Source organism: Pseudolysinimonas kribbensis, from assembly GCF_030161895.1.
GTDB classification, from domain to species: Bacteria; Actinomycetota; Actinomycetes; order Actinomycetales; family Microbacteriaceae; genus Pseudolysinimonas; species Pseudolysinimonas kribbensis.
The window spans coordinates 3,392,204-3,410,776 of record NZ_BSVB01000001.1; the positions used below are offsets into that span (position 1 = coordinate 3,392,204).

At 70.8% G+C, this 18,573-nt stretch carries 13 protein-coding genes and 4 pseudogenes; 16 read left to right on the plus strand and 1 reads right to left on the minus strand.

Annotated features, from left to right (window positions below):
- Positions 1–36 precede the first annotated feature (36 nt).
- The 12 genes and pseudogenes from hisG (at position 37) to pyk (ending at position 14,284) form a co-directional block, all read left to right on the plus strand.
- On the plus strand, positions 37–873 hold the full coding sequence (hisG, locus tag QQK35_RS18640) for an ATP phosphoribosyltransferase (protein WP_284255490.1): 837 nt from the start codon (positions 37–39) through the stop codon (positions 871–873).
- Positions 870–1,655 (plus strand): imidazole glycerol phosphate synthase subunit HisF, encoded by a 786-nt coding sequence (gene hisF, locus QQK35_RS18645; protein ID WP_284255491.1) that lies wholly within the window; start codon positions 870–872, stop codon positions 1,653–1,655. Before hisG ends, hisF begins: the two co-directional genes overlap by 4 nt.
- A complete protein-coding gene (hisI, locus tag QQK35_RS18650) occupies positions 1,652–2,005 on the plus strand; it encodes a phosphoribosyl-AMP cyclohydrolase (RefSeq protein ID WP_284255492.1) in 354 nt (117 codons plus the stop codon). Before hisF ends, hisI begins: the two co-directional genes overlap by 4 nt.
- Positions 2,002–2,598: a Trp biosynthesis-associated membrane protein gene (locus tag QQK35_RS18655; protein WP_284255493.1), complete on the plus strand. Its 597-nt coding sequence runs from the start codon at positions 2,002–2,004 to the stop codon at positions 2,596–2,598. Before hisI ends, QQK35_RS18655 begins: the two co-directional genes overlap by 4 nt.
- A gap of 28 nt (positions 2,599–2,626) precedes the next feature.
- Positions 2,627–2,863: a DUF6704 family protein gene (locus QQK35_RS18660; protein ID WP_284255494.1), complete on the plus strand. Its 237-nt coding sequence runs from the start codon at positions 2,627–2,629 to the stop codon at positions 2,861–2,863.
- Position 2,864: 1 nt separating this feature from the next.
- Positions 2,865–3,634, plus strand: a pseudogene (trpC, locus tag QQK35_RS18665) (indole-3-glycerol phosphate synthase TrpC).
- Positions 3,631–4,844 (plus strand): annotated as a pseudogene (trpB, locus tag QQK35_RS18670) (tryptophan synthase subunit beta). Before trpC ends, trpB begins: the two co-directional pseudogenes overlap by 4 nt.
- Positions 4,841–5,632, plus strand: a complete 792-nt coding sequence (gene trpA / locus QQK35_RS18675; RefSeq protein WP_284255495.1) for a tryptophan synthase subunit alpha — start codon at positions 4,841–4,843, stop codon at positions 5,630–5,632. The pseudogene trpB and the gene trpA overlap by 4 nt, the downstream one beginning before the upstream one ends.
- An 11-nt stretch (positions 5,633–5,643) precedes the next feature.
- A complete protein-coding gene (gene lgt / locus QQK35_RS18680; RefSeq protein WP_425565023.1) occupies positions 5,644–6,678 on the plus strand; it encodes a prolipoprotein diacylglyceryl transferase in 1,035 nt (344 codons plus the stop codon).
- A 97-nt stretch (positions 6,679–6,775) separates the two neighbouring features.
- On the plus strand, positions 6,776–11,320 hold the full coding sequence (gltB, locus tag QQK35_RS18685) for a glutamate synthase large subunit (RefSeq protein ID WP_284255496.1): 4,545 nt from the start codon (positions 6,776–6,778) through the stop codon (positions 11,318–11,320).
- Between the two features lies 1 nt (position 11,321).
- Positions 11,322–12,777: pseudogene (locus QQK35_RS18690) on the plus strand (glutamate synthase subunit beta).
- Positions 12,778–12,833: 56 nt separating this feature from the next.
- Positions 12,834–14,284, plus strand: a pseudogene (gene pyk, locus QQK35_RS18695) (pyruvate kinase).
- Here the strand turns inward: pyk and QQK35_RS18700 are convergent.
- Positions 14,281–14,997 (minus strand): BadF/BadG/BcrA/BcrD ATPase family protein, encoded by a 717-nt coding sequence (locus QQK35_RS18700; protein ID WP_284255497.1) that lies wholly within the window; start codon positions 14,995–14,997, stop codon positions 14,281–14,283. The pseudogene pyk and the gene QQK35_RS18700 overlap by 4 nt on opposite strands.
- Before the next feature lie 360 nt (positions 14,998–15,357).
- Here QQK35_RS18700 and QQK35_RS18705 point away from each other — a divergent pair, with 360 nt between their 5' ends.
- The 4 genes from QQK35_RS18705 to ngcE are packed head-to-tail and all read left to right on the plus strand — an operon-like array spanning position 15,358 to position 18,505.
- Entirely contained in the window at positions 15,358–16,317 is a 960-nt protein-coding gene (locus tag QQK35_RS18705; RefSeq protein ID WP_284255498.1) for a MurR/RpiR family transcriptional regulator, read from the plus strand.
- Positions 16,314–16,511, plus strand: coding sequence for a hypothetical protein (locus tag QQK35_RS18710; protein ID WP_284255499.1), 198 nt, complete (start codon positions 16,314–16,316; stop codon positions 16,509–16,511). Before QQK35_RS18705 ends, QQK35_RS18710 begins: the two co-directional genes overlap by 4 nt.
- Positions 16,481–17,062, plus strand: coding sequence for a sugar isomerase domain-containing protein (locus tag QQK35_RS18715; protein WP_284255500.1), 582 nt, complete (start codon positions 16,481–16,483; stop codon positions 17,060–17,062). The genes QQK35_RS18710 and QQK35_RS18715 overlap by 31 nt, the downstream gene beginning before the upstream one ends.
- Before the next feature lie 57 nt (positions 17,063–17,119).
- Positions 17,120–18,505, plus strand: a complete 1,386-nt coding sequence (gene ngcE, locus QQK35_RS18720; RefSeq protein ID WP_284255501.1) for an N-acetylglucosamine/diacetylchitobiose ABC transporter substrate-binding protein — start codon at positions 17,120–17,122, stop codon at positions 18,503–18,505.
- Positions 18,506–18,573 lie beyond the last annotated feature (68 nt).

The window sequence follows — 18,573 nt, forward strand, 5'->3', positions numbered from 1 at the left end:
CGCCGCCCACCCGACGACCCGAAGGATCTCATCCCCATGCTGCGCATCGCCGTGCCCAACAAGGGCACCCTCTCCGAGACCGCGGGGGCCATGCTGGCCGAGGCCGGCTACTCCGGCCGCCGCGACCCCAAGGAGCTCATCGTCGCGGACCCGCGCAACGACGTCGAGTTCTTCTACCTGCGTCCGCGCGACATCGCGACCTATGTCGGCTCGGGCGCGTTGGACGTCGGGATCACCGGCCGCGACCTGCTGCTCGACTCGCACTCCGGCGCCACCGAGGTCGACGTGCTCGATTTCGGCTCCTCGACGTTCCGCTTCGCCGGCCCGCCCGACCGCTTCGGCGGGCTCCCCGACCTCGAGGGCGTGCGCGTCGCGACGAGCTACGACGGCCTGGTGAGCGACTTCCTGGCCCGTCACGGCGTCAGCGCGACGGTCGTGCGCCTGGACGGCGCGGTGGAGTCCGCGGTGCGGCTCGGCGTCGCGGACGCCGTGGCCGACGTCGTGGAGACCGGCACGACGTTGCGCAAGCAGGGCCTCGAGATCTTCGGCCCGGTCATCCTGGAGTCGAACGCGGTCCTGATCGCGAACGGCGACCCGGAGGGCCTGACGACGCTGCGCCGTCGCCTGCAGGGCGTCATCGTCGCTCATCGCTACGTGCTCATGGACTACGACCTCCCGGCCGAGCTGATCGACCAGGCGACCGCCGTGGCGCCGGGCTTCGAGTCGCCCACGGTGTCGCCGCTGCGCGACGGCGGCTGGGTCGCCGTGCGGGTCATGGTGCCGCGCGCGGAGACGAACCAGATCATGGACCGGCTCTACGAGCTGGGTGCCCGCGCCATCCTGGTGAGCGCGATCCACGCGGCACGGATATGACCGGATCCGATGTTGCCACCCGCGTCATCCCGTGCCTCGACGTCGCGGCGGGCCGCGTCGTCAAGGGCGTCAACTTCCTGAACCTGCGCGACGCGGGCGACCCGGTGGAGCTGGCGCGGCTGTACTACGCCCAGGGCGCCGACGAGATCACCTTCCTCGACGTCACGGCCACGATCGAGGACCGCGCGACCATGTACGCGACGGTGACGGCGACGGCGGAGCAGGTGTTCATCCCCCTCACCGTCGGTGGCGGCGTGCGCACCGTCGACGACGTCGTGCGGCTGCTCGCGGTGGGAGCGGACAAGGTCGGCGTGAACAGCGCCGCGATCGCCCGACCGGACCTCGTCGACGAGATCGCGACCCGCTTCGGCGCGCAGGTGCTCGTGCTGAGCCTGGATGTGAAGAGGAGCGCCCCCGCGGGGAGAGAACGGTACCCGTCCGGCTTCGTCGTCACGACGCACGGTGGCCGCACCGAGACCGAGCTGGATGCGATCGCGTGGGCTCGCGAGGCGATCCAGCGAGGCGCGGGGGAGCTGCTGGTCAATTCGATCGACGCCGACGGCACGAAGCAGGGCTTCGACCTCGAGCTCGTCGCCGCGATCCGGGAGATCAGCCCCGTGCCGGTGGTCGCGAGCGGGGGAGCCGGCGCGCTCGAGCACTTCGCGCCCGCGGTCGCGGCGGGGGCGGACGCCGTGCTCGCGGCATCCGTGTTCCACGACGGCCTGCTCAGCGTCGGACAGGTGAAGGGCGCGTTGCGCGCGGAGGGAGTGACGGTCCGATGACCGATGTCGACGAGGTCGTGAGCCGCGCGGTCTTCAACGCGGACGGTCTGCTGCCCGCGATCATCCAGCAGCACGACAGCCGCGAGGTGCTCATGCTGGGCTACATGGACGCGGAGGCGTTGCGCCGCACCCTCACCGAGGGGCGTGTGACGTTCTGGTCGCGCAGCCGCCAGGAGTACTGGCGCAAGGGCGACACGAGCGGCCACCGTCAGTACGTCAAGGGCGCGGCACTCGACTGCGACGGCGACACCCTGCTCGTGCAGGTCGAACAGCTCGGGCCGGCCTGCCACACGGGCGCGCACGCCTGCTTCGACGTCGACCCGCTCGAGCCCGCGATCGGAACGCCGTGAGTCCGGCGCGGCTGCGCGGCGTCTCGCTGGCCGTCGTCGCGCTGCTCGCGGGCCTGGAGTTCCTGGCCTGGTCGCAGACCTGGTTCCGGATCGCGCTCGCCCCGCACGCGCTCGACATCGGCGGCGACGTCGCGGGCGCCGCGCTGCCCGCGCTCGCGCTCGCGTCGCTCGCCCTCGTGCTGGCGCTCGCGCTGGCCGGCCCGGCGTTCCGGATCATCCTGGCCCTGCTGGAGGCGCTCCTCGGAGTGGGCGTCATCACGGTGACCTCGTTCGCGCTCGCGAACCCGCTCGTCGCGTCGGCGCCCTCGATCACGAAGGCGACCGGTCTGTCGGGCTCGACGGCGGCGTACGCGGGCGATGTCGCGGCGACCGGCTGGCCGGTCGTGGCGATCGTCGGGGGTGCCTCATGGTGCTCTGCGGCCTGTTCCTGGCGATCACGGTCCGTTCCTGGCCGCGGAGCGGTCGCCGCTTCAGCCGCACCCGGGCGACCCCGGGGCCGGTGCCGGTTCCGCGGAGCCCGACCTCGATCCGGTCCGGGAGTGGGACGCCCTGAGCGAGGGCGACGATCCGACCCGGCCGAGCCCATAGACTGACCATGCACGACACGAGGAGACACGCGGAGTGAGCGACCACAGTCAGACCGACCCGGGTCACGGCAACTCGCCGGCCGCCTGGGTGGCCGTCATCATCATGCTGATCGCGATCGCGGGCGGCACGTTCGCGTTCTGGTTCGACATCCCGTGGCTCGTCTGGTCGTTCGCCGGGCTCGTGCTGGTCGGCGCGATCGTCGGCGGCATCCTCGCCAAGCTCGGCTACGGCGTGCACGGGTCGCGCACGACCTCGAAGGCGCACGACTAGCGTGCTCGACGACCTCGTCGCCGGCGCCCGCGAGGATGCGGCGGCGCGCCGAGTCGATCGTCCGCTCGAGCAGGTCGAGCGCGACGCCCTCGACGCGCCCCCGCACTCGACGCGGTGGCCGCCCTCGCCCCGAGCGATCGCGTGAAGATCATCGCCGAGATCAAGCGCGCATCGCCGTCCCGCGGTCCGCTCGCGGCCATCACGGAGCCGGCCGCCCTCGCCGTCTCGTACCAGACCGGCGGTGCCAGCGCGATCAGCGTGCTGACCGAGCAGCGGCGGTTCCACGGCTCCCTGGCCGATCTCGAGCAGGTGCGCGCCGCCGTCGAGATCCCCGTGCTGCGCAAGGACTTCGTCACCGAGCCCTATCAGGTGCTCGAGGCGCGGGCCGCCGGCGCCGACCTCGTGCTGCTCATCGTCGCCGCTCTCGAGCAGCAGCAGCTGCTCGCGCTGCACGCGCTCGTCCACCAGCTCGGCATGACGGCCCTGGTCGAGACCCACTCCGCCGACGAGGTGCAGCGGGCGCTGGACGTGGGCGCCCAGGTGGTGGGCGTGAACGCGCGCGACCTGGCGACGTTCGAGCTCGACCGCGAGCTGTTCGGGTCGCTGGCCGACGCGATCCCCTCGGGCGTCATCCGGGTCGCCGAGTCGGCCGTGCGGGAGCCCGCGGACGTCGCGCACTACCGCGCGGCGGGCGCCGATGTCGTCCTGGCCGGCGAGGCGCTCGTGACCGGTGACGACCCGGTCGCCGCGATCGAGGCGTTCCGCCGATGACGTCGCTGCAGCAGCTCCCCGGCCCGTTCTTCGGCGAGTACGGCGGCCGGTTCATGCCCGAGTCGCTCATCGCGGCCATCGACGAGCTCGCGGCGGCGTACGAGGCCGCCCGGTCCGACCCGGAGTTCCAGGCGGAGCTCGCGGCCCTGCACCGCGACTACAGCGGCCGGCCGTCGATCCTGACCGAGGCTCCGCGCTTCGCGGAGCGCGCCGGGGCGCGCGGGTCTTCCTCAAACGGGAGGACCTGAACCACACCGGCTCGCACAAGATCAACAACGTGCTCGGCCAGACCCTGCTCACCCGCCGCATCGGCAAGAAGCGCGTCATCGCCGAGACCGGAGCGGGCCAGCACGGCGTCGCCACGGCGACCGCGGCGGCCCTGTTCGGCATGGAGTGCACGATCTTCATGGGCGAGGTCGACACGCAGCGCCAGGCGCTCAACGTCGCCCGGATGCGGCTGCTCGGCGCCGAGGTGGTCTCGGTGACGACCGGCTCCCGCACCCTCAAGGACGCGATCAACGAGGCCTACCGCGAGTGGGTGACCTCGGTCGAGACGACCAACTACGTGTTCGGCACGGCCGCCGGACCGCACCCGTTCCCGGCGATGGTGCGCGACTTCCAGAGCGTCATCGGCCGCGAGGCGCGCCAGCAGCTGCTGGATCGCATCGGCCGGCTGCCGGATGCCGTGCTGGCCTGCGTCGGCGGCGGCTCGAACGCGATCGGCATCTTCGACGCCTTCCTCGACGACGCGGACGTGCGCCTGATCGGCTTCGAGGCCGCGGGCGACGGGATCGACACCCTGCGGCACGCCGCATCGATCGAGAAGGGCCGCCCCGGCATCCTGCACGGCGCCCGCAGCTACCTGCTGCAGGACGAGGACGGTCAGACCGTCGAGTCGCACTCGATCTCGGCGGGCCTGGACTACCCGGGAGTCGGCCCCGAGCACGCCTACCTGCACGACATCGGGCGGGCCCAGTACCTGCCGGCGAGCGACGACGAGGCCATGGAGGCGCTGCGGCTGCTCAGTCGCACCGAGGGCATCATCCCGGCGATCGAGTCGGCGCACGCCCTCGCCGGTGCCCTGCGCGTGGGGCGCGAGCTCGGCCCCGACGCCGTGCTGCTGGTCAACCTGAGCGGACGCGGCGACAAGGACGTGCAGACGGCGGGCCGCTGGTTCGGGCTCTTCGACGAGGGGGCGACGCAGGAGTGAGCGCCGACGCGACCGCCGGGGCGGCCACGATCCCCGATCGGGCCCTCATCGGCTACCTCCCGATCGGCTTCCCCGACCTGGAGACGAGCATCGACGCGGCCATCGCGTTGGTCGAGAACGGTGTCGGCGTGCTCGAGCTCGGGCTGCCCTACTCCGACCCGGTCATGGACGGTCTCGCCATCCAGAAGGCGACGCAGGCGGCCCTGCAGGCCGGCTTCCGGGTGCGCGACGTGTTCGCGGCCGTCGAGGCGATCCGCGGCCGGGTCGAGGTGCCGACCCTCGTCATGACGTACTGGAACCCGGTGGTGCAGTACGGCGTCGACCGCTTCGCGCGCGATCTGCGCGACGCCGGCGGTGCCGGGCTCATCACCCCGGACATCACGCCGGATGCCGCCGCCGACTGGATCGCGACGAGCGAGCAGCAGGACCTCGCCCGCGTCTTCCTCGCCGCGCCCACCTCGAGCGACGAGCGTCTCCGTGAGACGGTGCGGTCGAGCCGCGGCTTCGTCTACGCCGTCTCGACGATGGGCATCACCGGCGCGCGGCAGGACGTGGACGCCGCCGCGCGCACGCTCGTCGGCCGTCTCCGTACCGCCGGGGCGACCGGCCCCGACACCATCCCGGCGTGCGTCGGGATCGGCATCTCGACGCCCGGCCAGGTGGCCGAGGTGCTCGGCTACGCCGACGGAGCCATCGTCGGCTCCGCCCTCGTCACCGCCCTCGCCGAGCACGGCGTCTCCGGCCTCGCCCGGACCGCTGCGGAATTGGCTCAGGGCACGGACCGGTAAGGTTCTGCATCGTGATCCTGACGAGCATCCCGAGCCCGCCTCCGTCGTGGAGCGTCTACTACGTGGGCACCTGGATCCACTCCTGGCTGCCCGCCTGGCCGGCCTCGTGGACGCTGCCGGTGCACTTCTACGCGCTCATCATCCTCGTCGGGATCATCGTGTCGATCGTGCTGACGAACTACCGGCTGACCCGCCGGGGCGGCGAGCCGTGGATCATCATCGACATCTCGCTGTGGACGATCGCGCTCGGCATCATCGTGGCGCGCGGGTGGCACGTCGTCACCCACATCGACGACTACTTCGGTCCGGGCAAGAACACCTGGAATCCGACCCAGCCGGGCGCGATCTGGAACATCTGGGACGGCGGCGACGCCATCTTCGGCGCGCTGCTCGGCGGCGCGCTCGGCGTGTTCATCGGCTGCCGCATCGCCGGCCTCCGGTTCTGGAGCGTCGCCGACGCGCTCGCGCCGACGCTCCTGCTCGCGCAGGCGCTCGGGCGGCTCGGCAACTACTTCAACCAGGAGCTCTTCGGCCTGCCGACCGACGCGCCGTGGGGCCTCAAGATCGACAGCCCCAACCCCGCGATCCCGGTCGGGCTGCCCGACGGCACGCTGTTCCAGCCGACGTTCCTGTACGAGATGATCCTGAACGTCATCGGCTTCGGCGTCATCATGGTCATCACGCATCGCCGCCGCAGCGGGCAGTGGGTGAGCAGCCCGTTCTGGCAGTGGGGCAAGGTGCTCGGCCTGTACCTGATCTGGTACGGCGCCGTGCGCAGCTGGATGGAGAACATCCGCATCGACCCGAGCCAGACCTTCCTCGGGATCCGCGACAACGTGTGGGGCGCGATCGGTGCGATCGTGCTCGGACTGGTGATCATCGTCGTGCAGACCCGGCGCCATCCGGGCATCGAGCCGAGCGTCTACCACCCGGGGCGGCAGTGGACTCCGGAGGATCAGGTAGAATCCGAGGACACCTACTCGGACGACGATGACGACGCCGAGACCGAGAAGGCGCCCGCCACAAGCGCAGCCCCCGTTTCGTAACCCGTCCGCCACCGCATGCGGACTCCCGAATCCGTCGGGCCGCTGACGTCCTGACCACCGCACCATCGTGAGGACGGTAGCCATGTCGGCTTTCAGCATGGTCCCGCATGCCCAGGGGCTGTACGACCCGCGCCATGAGCGCGACGCCTGCGGTCTGGCCATGGTCGCGACGCTGCGCGGCACGGCCGGGCACGACATCGTGATGCAGGCGCTGGAGGCGCTGCGGCACCTGGAGCACCGCGGTGCGGTCGGCTCCGATGCGGGCACCGGCGACGGCGCGGGCATCGTGACGCAGATGCCGGATGCCTTCCTGCGCGCCGTCGCGTCGTTCGATCTCCCCGCGGCGGGGCGCTACGCGGTGGGCATGGCGTTCCTGCCCGTCGACGACGCGGAGCGCGCCGCTCAGAAGGCGCAGCTCGAGCGGATCGCCGGCGAGGAGGAGCTCGACGTGCTCGGCTGGCGCGTCGTGCCGACCGACCCGTCGCACCTCGGACACCTCGCTCGCGAGGCGATGCCCGTCTTCGAGCAGGTGTTCCTGGCATCCCGCCGCCTCGACGAGCGCGACCTGCCGGTGTCGGGGATCGTGCTCGACCGCCAGACCTTCCGGTTGCGCAAGCGCGCCGAGCGGGAGCTGGGCGCCTACTTCCCGTCGCTGTCGTCACGCACCCTCGTCTACAAGGGCATGGTGACGACTCTCCAGCTGGAGCCGTTCTACCCCGACCTCAGCGACGAGCGATTCGCGTCGCGGCTGGCGCTCGTGCACTCGCGGTACTCGACGAACACCTTCCCGTCGTGGCCGCTTGCGCAGCCGTTCCGCATGATCGCCCACAACGGCGAGATCAACACCGTGCAGGGCAACCGCAACTGGATGCGCGCACGCCAGAGCCAGCTCGAGTCGGAGGCGCTGGGCGACCTGCGGCCGCTGTTCCCGATCGTGAGCGAGGGCGCGAGCGACTCGGCGTCCTTCGACGAGGTCGTCGAGCTGCTGACCCTCGCCGGTCGGTCCCTGCCGCACGCGATCATGATGATGGTGCCGGAGGCCTGGGAGAACCAGGTCGACCTCGAGCCGCGGCGCCGTGCGTTCTACGAATTCCACTCGATGCTCATGGAGCCCTGGGACGGTCCGGCCGCCCTGGTGTTCACCGACGGCTCACTCGTGGGAGCGACCCTCGACCGCAACGGTCTGCGCCCCGGGCGGTTCGTGGTCACCGACGACGGGCTCGTCGTGCTGGCGAGCGAGGTCGGGGTGCTCGACTTCCCGCCCGACCGCATCGTGCGCAAGGGCCGGCTGCGGCCCGGCAAGATGTTCCTCGTCGACACCGTCGCGGGACGGATCGTCGAGGACGACGAGATCAAGGGCGAGCTCGCCGCGGCCGAACCGTGGGGCGAGTGGCTCGACCAGGGCCGGATCCGCATGGCGGACCTCCCGGAGCGCGAGCACGTGACGCACACCCCGGCGTCGGTGACGCGCCGCCAGCGCACCTTCGGCTACACGGAGGAGGAGGTGCGCATCCTCATCACGCCGATGGCGCGCACCGGTGCCGAACCGCTCGGTGCGATGGGGTCCGACACGCCCATCGCAGTGCTCAGTGAGCGCCCGCGCCTGCTCTTCGATTACTTCACCCAGGCGTTCGCCCAGGTCACCAACCCGCCGCTCGACTCGATCCGCGAGGAGGTCGTGACGAGCATGAAGCTGGGCCTGGGCCCCGAGCGCAACCTGCTCGACGCCGGCCCGGAGCACGCGAAGCAGATCGTGCTCGACTTCCCCGTCATCGACAACGACGAGCTCGCCAAGGTGCAGCACTTCCAGACCGAGGGCGGCCGCCGGCTCGCGCGCGTGATCAAGGGTCTGTATCGCGTCGCCGACGGCACCGCGGGGCTCGCCGAGCGGCTCGACGCGATGTGCGCGGAGGCCGACCAGGCGATCGAGGAGGGCGCGCAGTTCCTCGTGCTGAGCGATCGCGACTCCAACGCGGACCTCGCACCGATCCCGTCGCTGCTCATGCTCGCCGCCGTCCACCACCACCTCATCCGGCAGGAGACCCGGATGAAGGCCGGGCTGGTCGTCGAGGCCGGCGACGTGCGCGAGGTCCACCACGCGGCCCTGCTGATCGGCTACGGCGCGTCGGCGATCAACCCGTACCTCGCGATGGAGACCGCCGAGCAGGCGGTGGTGAGCGGCATCCTCACCGGTGTCGGCCCCGAGAAGGCCGTCAAGAACCTCATCAAGGGGCTCGGCAAGGGCGTGCTCAAGATCATGTCCAAGATGGGCATCTCGGTCGTGGGCTCCTATGCGGGCGCCCAGGCGTTCGAGGCGGTCGGGCTCAGCCAGGAGTTCGTCGACCAGTACTTCACCGGCACGACGAGCCTGCTGGGCGGTGTCGGCCTCGAGGTGATCGCGGCGGAGAACGCCGCCCGCCACCGGGCCGCCTACCCGGAGGACGGGGCGATCGTCGCCCACGAGCGCCTGCAGACGGGCGGCGAGTACCAGTGGCGCCGCGAGGGGCCTCCGCACCTGTTCAACCCGGAGACCGTGTTCCGCCTGCAGCATTCGACCCGGGCGCGGCGCTACGACATCTTCCGCGACTACACCCGTCGCATCGACGCGCAGGCCGAGAACCTCATGACCCTGCGCGGTCTGTTCGGCCTGCGCACCGGAGCGCGCCCGGCGGTGCCGCTGGACGAGGTCGAGTCGATCAGCTCGATCATCGCGCGGTTCAACACGGGCGCGATGAGCTACGGCTCCATCTCGCAGGAGGCCCACGAGACGCTGGCGATCGCGATGAACCGCCTCGGCGGGCGCAGCAACACCGGGGAGGGCGGTGAGGATGTCGAGCGCCTCGTCGACCCCGAACGCCGCAGTCGCATCAAGCAGGTGGCGAGCGGCCGGTTCGGCGTGACGAGCATGTACCTCACCAACGCCACCGACATCCAGATCAAGATGGCGCAGGGCGCCAAGCCCGGCGAGGGCGGCCAGCTGATGGCGGCCAAGGTGTATCCGTGGATCGCGCGCACCCGGCACTCGACCGCCGGCGTCGGTCTCATCTCACCCCCGCCGCACCACGACATCTACTCGATCGAGGACCTCAAGCAGCTGATCTTCGACCTCAAGCGGGCGAACCCCGAGGCGCGCGTGCACGTCAAGCTCGTGTCGCAATCCGGGATCGGTGCGGTCGCGGCCGGCGTGACGAAGGCCCTCGCGGACGTCGTGCTCGTCTCGGGCCATGACGGCGGCACGGGTGCCAGCCCGCTCAACTCGCTCAAGCACGCCGGAACGCCGTGGGAGATCGGCCTGGCGGAGACGCAGCAGACGCTCATGCTCAACGGGATGCGCGATCGCGTGGTCGTGCAGGTGGACGGCCAGATGAAGACGGGCCGCGACGTCATCGTGGCGGCGCTGCTCGGTGCGGAGGAGTTCGGCTTCGCGACCGCGCCGCTCGTCGTCTCCGGCTGCATCCTCATGCGGGTCTGCCACCTCGACACCTGCCCGGTAGGCGTTGCCACGCAGAACCCGGTGCTGCGGGCCCGGTTCAGCGGCAAGCCCGAGTTCGTCGAGACGTTCTTCGAGTTCCTGGCGCAGGAGGTGCGGGAGTACCTCGCCGAACTCGGGTTCCGCTCGATCGAGGAGGCCATCGGTCACGCCGAACTGCTCGACGTCGATCGCGCGATCCGGCACTGGAAGGCCGACGGCCTCGACCTGACGCCGATCCTGGTCGGTCCGGACTTCGCCGACGACGAGCCGCGGCGCAACGGCCGCGGCCAGGAGCACGAACTCGACAAGCACTTCGACCGCGCCCTCATCGCGAAGGCGGCCGCCGCGCTCGAGCACGGCGACCACGTCGAGCTGGATCTCGAGATCCGCAACACGGAACGCGCCGTCGGCACCATGCTGGGGCACGAGGTCACGAAGCGCCACGGCGAGCACGGGCTGCCCGAGGGCACGATCGAGATCGCGCTGCACGGATCGGCCGGGCAGTCGCTCGGCGCCTTCCTGCCGAGCGGGATCACGCTGCGGCTCGAGGGTGACAGCAACGACTACGTGGGCAAGGGGCTCTCGGGCGGCCGGATCGTGATCCGCCCGCCGCGCGGCGCCCTCTTCGCGGCCGAGCGCAACGTCATCGCCGGCAACGTGATCGGCTACGGGGCGACGCAGGGCAGCATGTTCCTGCGCGGCGTCGTGGGGGAGCGATTCCTCGTGCGCAACTCCGGGGCGACGGCGGTCGTGGAGGGTGTGGGCGACCACGCGCTCGAGTACATGACGGGCGGGCTCGCGATCATCCTGGGCGGCACGGGGCGCAACCTCGGCGCCGGGATGTCGGGCGGCACGGCGTACGTGCTCGACCTCAAGCCGGAGCGGGTCAACCGCGACGCGCTCGCCGCCGGCGAACTCGAGCTTCTGCCGCTCGCGGGCGGTGACGCCGAGATCCTGCTCGACCAGCTGCGCGAGCATGCGGTCGAGACGGAGTCCGCCGTCGCGCTGCGCCTGCTCGACGACCCGGAGGCCGCGGTCGCCCGGTTCACCAAAGTGCTTCCGCGCGACTACGCCGCGGTGCTCCAGACGCGGCAGGACGCGCTCGATGCGGGGATCGACCCCGACGGCGATGCGACCTGGCGCAAGATCCTCGAAGTGACGGGAGGCTGAGATGGCCGACCCCAAGGGTTTCCTCAAGGTGCAGGAGCGTGAGCTCCCAAGCGCCGCCCCGTTCCGGTCCGCATCATGGACTGGAAGGAGGTCTACGAGCAGCAGGATCCCGCGCAGCTGCGTCGGCAGGCCGGGCGCTGCATGGACTGCGGTGTGCCGTTCTGCCACCACGGCTGCCCGCTCGGCAACCTGATCCCCGAGTGGAACGACCTCACCTGGCGCAACGAGGGCCGGGCCGCCATCGAGCGTCTGCACGCCACCAACAACTTCCCGGAGTTCACCGGGCGGCTGTGCCCCGCGCCGTGCGAGTCGAGCTGTGTGCTGGGCATCAACCAGCCGGCGGTGACGATCAAGCAGGTCGAGGTCTCGATCATCGATCAGGCCTGGGCCAACGGCTGGGTGGCGCCGCATCCGCCGGAGCGCCTCACCGGCAAGACGGTCGCCGTCGTCGGTTCTGGGCCTGCGGGGCTCGCGGCCGCGCAGCAGCTGACCCGGGCGGGGCACACCGTGGCCGTGTACGAGCGCGACGACCGGATCGGCGGCCTGCTGCGGTACGGCATCCCGGACTTCAAGATGGAGAAGAAGCAGGTCGAGCAGCGCCTGAACCAGATGCAGGCGGAGGGCACCCGGTTCCGCGCGGGCGTCGAGATCGGCGTCGACATCTCCTGGAGTGAGCTGCGCTCGCGCTACGACGCCGTCGTGATCGCGACCGGGGCGACGGTGCCGCGCGACATCCCGATCCCGGGGCGCGACCTGCTCGGCATCCACTTCGCGATGGACTACCTCGTGCAGCAGAACAAGGTGGGCGCCGGAGACGTCGTGCCCCAGCAGCTCACGGCGGAGGGCAAGCATGTCGTCGTCATCGGCGGCGGGGACACCGGAGCCGACTGCATCGGCACCGCGCACCGGCAGGGTGCGCTGACCGTCACCAACCTCGCGATCGGCTACCAGCCGCCGTCGGACCGTCCCGAGGACCAGCCGTGGCCGATGATGCCGCAGATCTTCGAGGTCTCGAGCGCGCACGAGGAGGGCGGGGAGCGGCAGTATCTGGCCTCCACCGTCGAGTTCCTGGGCAACGGGGCGGGCGAGGTGCGCGCCCTGCGGGTCGCGGAGACCGAGTACGTCGATGGGCGGCGGGTGCCGAAGTCGGGTACCGAGCGCGAGATCCCGGCCGACCTCGTGCTCATCGCCATGGGCTTCACGGGTGCCGAGCGCGACGCGCTGGAGGGCCAGCTCGGCCTGCCGTTCACGCCCCGCGGTGACGTCGCCCGCGACGAGGACTACGCGAGCAACCAGCCGGGCGTCTTCGTGACCGGCGACGCCGGCCGCGGTCAGTCGCTCATCGTGTGGGCGATCGCCGAGGGCGCGCCGCGGCCGCCGCGGTCGATCGCTACCTCGAGGGCGAGACCGAGCTGCCGAGCCCCGTTCGGCCGAGCGACCGTGCGGTCAGCCTCTAGGCTCGCGCTGCACTCTCACACCACCACCACCGCCACCACCACCACCGAAGGAAGTCATGAGACGAGCCAAGATCGTCGCCACTCTGGGGCCCGCCACCTCGAGCTATGAGAACATCCGGGCGATCCTCGAGGCGGGGGTCGATGTCGCCCGCATGAACCTCAGCCACGGCACCTACGCCGTGCACGAGGAGGTCTACGCCAACGTGCGGCGGGCCGCCGAGGACCTCAAGAAGCCGGTCGCGGTGCTCGTGGACCTGCAGGGCCCGAAGATCCGGCTCGGCAAGTTCGAGTCGGGCCCGTACGAGCTGGCCGTGGGCGACATCTTCACGATCACCACCGAGGACATCCTCGGCACGAAGGAGCTCGTGAGCACGACCTTCAAGGGCCTGCCGGGCGACGTGAAGGCCGGTGACTTCCTGCTCATCGACGACGGCAAGGTACGCGTCAAGGTGCTCGACACCGACGGGGTGCGCGTGCGCACCGAGGTCATCGTCGCGGGGCCTGTCTCGAACAACAAGGGCATCAACCTTCCCGGCGTCGCGGTCAGCGTGCCCGCGCTGTCGGACAAGGACGAGGCCGATCTGCGCTGGGGCCTGAAGCTGGGTGCGGACTACATCGCGCTCTCCTTCGTGCGCGATGCCTCCGACATCTCCCGGGTGCACGAGATCATGGCCGAGGAGGGGCGCCGCGTTCCCGTCATCGCCAAGATCGAGAAGCCGCAGGCGGTCGACAACCTCGAGGAGATCATCGACGCCTTCGACAGCATCATGGTCGCCCGCGGCGACCTCGGCGTCGAGCTGCCGCTGGAGGCGGTGCCGATCGTGCAGAAGCGCGCGGTCGAACTGGCGCGCCGGATGGCCAAGCCGGTCATCGTCGCGACCCAGATGCTCGAGTCGATGATCTCGAGCCCCGTGCCCACGCGTGCCGAGACCTCCGACGTCGCGAACGCGGTGCTCGATGGTGCGGATGCCGTCATGCTCTCGGGCGAGACGAGCGTCGGCGAGTACCCCGTCGTCACGGTCGCGACGATGGCGCGCATCGTCGCGTCCACCGAGGACCACGGCCTGGAGCGCATCCCGCCGCTCGGCACGAAGCCGCGCACCCAGGGGGCGCGATCACCCTCGCGGCCGCCGACGTCGCCGAGTTCGTCCAAGCGAAGTTCGTCTGCGTCTTCACGGAGTCGGGCGACTCCGCGCGCCGGATGTCCCGGCTGCGCCACAAGGTGCCGCTGCGCGCGTTCGCGACCGAGGAGGCCATCCGGCGCCGCATGGCGCTCACCTGGGGCGTCGAGTCGTACCTCGTCGACCGGGTCGTGCGCACCGATGACATGTTCGGCCAGGTGGACGAGATGCTCCTCGGCGAGGGGCTGGTGGCCGAAGGCGACAAGGTCGTGGTGATCTCCGGATCCCCTCCCGGGATCGCCGGCTCGACGAACGACATGCGGGTGCACGTCGTGGGCACGACGGAGAACCCGCCGGTCTGGGAGACGGGCGAGCACGCGGACTAGGACACCGGGTCCCGCGGCGATGACGTGCGCACGAGCTCGAGGCTCGTGCGCACCCGCTCGAACATGAGAGCGTCGACCGCGACGCCGTGATGTCGCAGGGCCAGCACCGCGGCGCCTGCACTGCCATCGGTCACCCGGCGGACCTCGCGCATCCCGTCCAGGCCGGCGACGTCGAGACCCAGACGCCCCAGCACCCCGCCGCCGGTCACCACGGGCCCGCTCACGTCGAGGCGGTGGATCGATCGCAGCGACGTGCGCAGCGCAGCCCGCGCGTCGGCACGGATGGCGCTCGCCACCGGATCGTCCCCGACCTCGAACACGAGGGGCGCGAAGCGCGCCAGGTCGATGGGCCGGGCGGCATAGACGGCCTCGAGCAGCGCCCCGAGCGCCTCGGGGCGCCCCGCGGGGCTCAGCGGGGTCGTGTCGGCCGGGATGCCGAGCGACTCGAGCAGCGCCCCCGTGAGCGCCGTGGCGGGCCCGCGCCGGTCGAGCTGGGCCGCGACCGCGCGCGCGACGCGGCGGCCGATCCAGAAGCCGGACCCGGCGTCACCGAGCAGCCAGCCGATGCCGTCGGCCACCGCCTCCTGCCGCCCGCCGCGCACCCGGATCGCCGCGGCCCCGGTTCCGGCGACCACCGCGTAGCCGTCGGGCTCCCAGGCGCCTGCGCAGAAGGTCGCGAGCAGGTCCGACTCGAAGACGAGCGGTCCGCGCACCCCCGCCTGCACGAGCCGGGGGCGATCCAGTCGGTCGGCGCCGATGCCCGCGAGCCGGCCATCGCGAGCACCGCGACCCCGTCGAGCTGCGTGATCGAGGCCTGCCTCATCGCGCGGCCGACGGCCGTCGTCACCTGGTGCGCCACGTGCTCCGGGCCGGACGAGATGGGATTGCCGGCGCCGCTGGTCCCGAACCCCAGGCACCTGCCGTCGCTGCTCAGGACGATGGCCCTGGTCGAGGTCCCGCCGGCGTCGACAGCGAGCAATTCGGTCACGAGAGTCGATTGTGCTTGATTGCGGGCCCCCGCGCGCTGATAATGCTGTTCAGTCAATTGCACGATGAAGTGAGACTGATTTTCAGTGACCGTGACCACCGAGTCCTCCAGCAGCGCCGCGGAGACGGCGTCCGCCGGCACGCTGTCGGCGATCGGGATGCGCATCCAGTCCCGCCTTCCGCGCATGTCGCAGGCGATGAGCAAGATCGCGGCCCTCCTGCTCGAGGCGCCGGATGCGCCGCTGCGGCTCTCGATCACCGAACTCGCCGAGGAGGCCGGCACCTCGGCCGCGACCGTGACGCGCTTCTGCCGCACGATCGGCTACTCCGGGTACACCCCGTTCCGCGTCGCGGTGGCCTCCGACACGGGCCGCAAGCACGCCATCGAGCGGTGGAGCGAGGACATCGGCCGCGCCTTCGGCCCGGACGACACGCCGACCCAGGTCATGAGCACACTGCTCACGGCGCACACGCGATCGCTGCGCTCGACGGCCGAGTTCATCGACCTCGAGCAGCTCGAGCGGATCGCGGCCCGGATCGCGACGTGCGAGCACATCGACCTGTACGGCATCGGCGGCAGCGGCGTGATGGCGGAGGAGATGCAACTGCGCCTGTACCGGATCGGCATCAACGCGCACTCGTGGCCCGAGGTGCACTCCGGCCTGACGAGCGCCTCGCTGCAGAACGAGCACTGCGTCGCGATCGGCATCTCCAACACCGGTCGCACCGACGAGACGATCCAGATGATCGAATGCGCACGCTCCACCGGCGCGCTCACGGTCGCGATCACGAGCTCCCCGGAATCCCCGCTGGCACAGGCGGCCGACGAGAACATCGTGACCCTCGCGCACGAGAAGTTCCTGCAGCCCGACGACCTGTCGGCCAAGCACTCCCAGCTCTTCGTGCTCGACCTGCTCTACCTCCTGGTGGCGCAGCAGAACTTCGGCCGCTCGACGACGACCCTCGCGGCGTCGGCGTCGGCGGTCGCCCCGCACCGCCGGTCGTCACGCAGTCGACGGGCCCAACCCAAGGAGCAGCAGGCATGACCCTCTACGACGACTTCCGGCACGAGGCCGAGACGCGGATCGCCGCGTTGACGGCCGAGGCGGACGCCGGCGCCCTCGACCCGGCCATCGACATCCTGGTCGAGGCGCTGAATGTCGGGGAGTGCTCCAGGCGTTCGGCACCGGGCACTCGGAGGCGTTCGCGATGGAGATCGCGGGTCGCGCCGGCGGCCTGATCCCCACCAACCGCATCGCCCTGCGCAACGTCGTGCTCCAGGGATCGCGGCCCTCCGACATCCTGAGCGACGGCAAGCTCGAACGCGATCCCTCCATCGTCGACGAGCTCTTCGACATCTCGCCCATCGGGCCGGACGACGTCTTCCTCATCGCGTCGAACTCGGGCGTCAACGGGTCGATCGTCGGCATGGCCCTCAGGGCGAAGGAGACCGGTCACAAGGTGATCGCGGTCACGAGCCTCGAGCACACGATGGCCGTGGAACCCAAGCACCCGAGCGGCAAGCGGCTGCGCGACATCGCGGATGTCGTGATCGACAACAAGGCGCCGTACGGCGACGCGACGCTCGACGTCGGCGAGACGAAGATCGGCGCGATCTCGTCGATCACCGCCGCCTTCATCGCGCAGCTGCTCACGATCGCGGTCACCGACCGCATCGCGGCATCGGGGCAGACCCCGCCCGTCTACCTCTCGGCCAACATCCCGGGCGGAGACGAGCACAACAAGGCATTGGAGGACCTCTACCGAGACCGGATCAGCCGCACAGCCTGAGCCAACGGCCGACCCGGCAGCACCACACCCACAACAACGAAAGGCAGCATCGACACCATGACCAATGACAGCGGTCAGTTCAACCGGCGTCTCTTCCTGCGCGGCGCCTTCGCGGCGGCCGTCGCCGTCCCCGTCAGCGTGACGCTCGCGTCGTGCGTCACCGGTGGCGGCAACGGGGGAGGCGGCGGCGGCACCAAGTCGGCGAAGAACCCGTTCGGCGTCGCCGCGAACTCCAGCACCGAGGCGGTCATCTTCAACGGCGGCTACGGGTACGACTACGTCCAGGACGCGGCCAAGCAGATGGAGAAGTACACCAAGGGCCTCAAGGTCAAGGTGTCGCCGTCCACCCAGATCGCCCAGCAGCTGCAGCCGCGCTTCGTCGGCGGCAACCCGCCGGACCTGATCGACAACTCGGGCGCGGGCGCGATCGGCTTCACGACGATCCTCGACCAGCTCGAGGAGCTCGACGACGTCTTCGAGGCGAACAACTACGAGGGCAAGAAGATCGGCGACACGCTCTACCCGAACGCGAAGGTGCCGGGGACGTTCGACGGCAAGTTCAAGGCCCTCAACTACGTCCTCACGATCTACGCGCTCTGGTACTCGGCGAGCCTGTTCCAGGACAACGGCTGGACGCCTCCCAAGACCTGGGAGGAGGCCAAGGAGCTCGGCGCGAAGGCGAAGGCCAAGGGCAAGTACCTCTTCGTCTGGGGCAAGGAGGCCGCGACCTACTACCAGACCCTTGCGGTCGACTCCGCGATCAAGGAGGGTGGCGACGAGGTCAAGAACGGGTTCGAGAACCTGACCAAGGACTGCTGGTCGCACCCTGCTGTCCAGAGCGTGCTCAAGGCGCTGGGCGAGATCGTGGCCGCCGGGTACTTCGTGCCGGGCGGTGCGGGCACGCAGTTCACGGCCGCACAGGCGAAGTGGAGCAACGACCAGCAGGCCCTGCTCTACCCGTCGGGCTCGTGGATCGAGAACGAGATGAAGAAGGCGACCAAGGACGGCTTCAAGATGACCGGCATCCCGGAGCTCGTCGTGAGCGACAGCCCCAAGATGCCCTACGAGTCGCTGCGCAGTGCCGCGGGCGAGCCGTTCATCGTGCCGAAGACGAGCAAGAACCCCGCCGGTGGCAAGGAGCTGCTGCGGGCCATGCTCTCCAAGGAGGCGGCCACGAACTTCGCCAAGACGCGTCTCGCGCCGACGATCGTCAAGGGGCTCGTGCCCGCCGACGGCTTCGGCTCGACCGCGCTCGTCTCGCAGACGAAGATGCTGGATGCCGCGGGCTCCAACACCTTCAACTACCAGTTCGTCGACCTGTACGGCCTCAACACCGACCAGCTCGTGCCGTGGAACTCGTTCCTCTCGGGCAGCCTGGACGCCGCGGGTCTCACGGCGGCACTGCAGCAGATCACCGACAAAGCGGCGGCCGACAAGAAGTGACCGTCCCCTCGGAACCGCCGTCGGCGGTCGACCCACCCGGGTCGGCCGCCGGCGGCGCCGGCTGACCT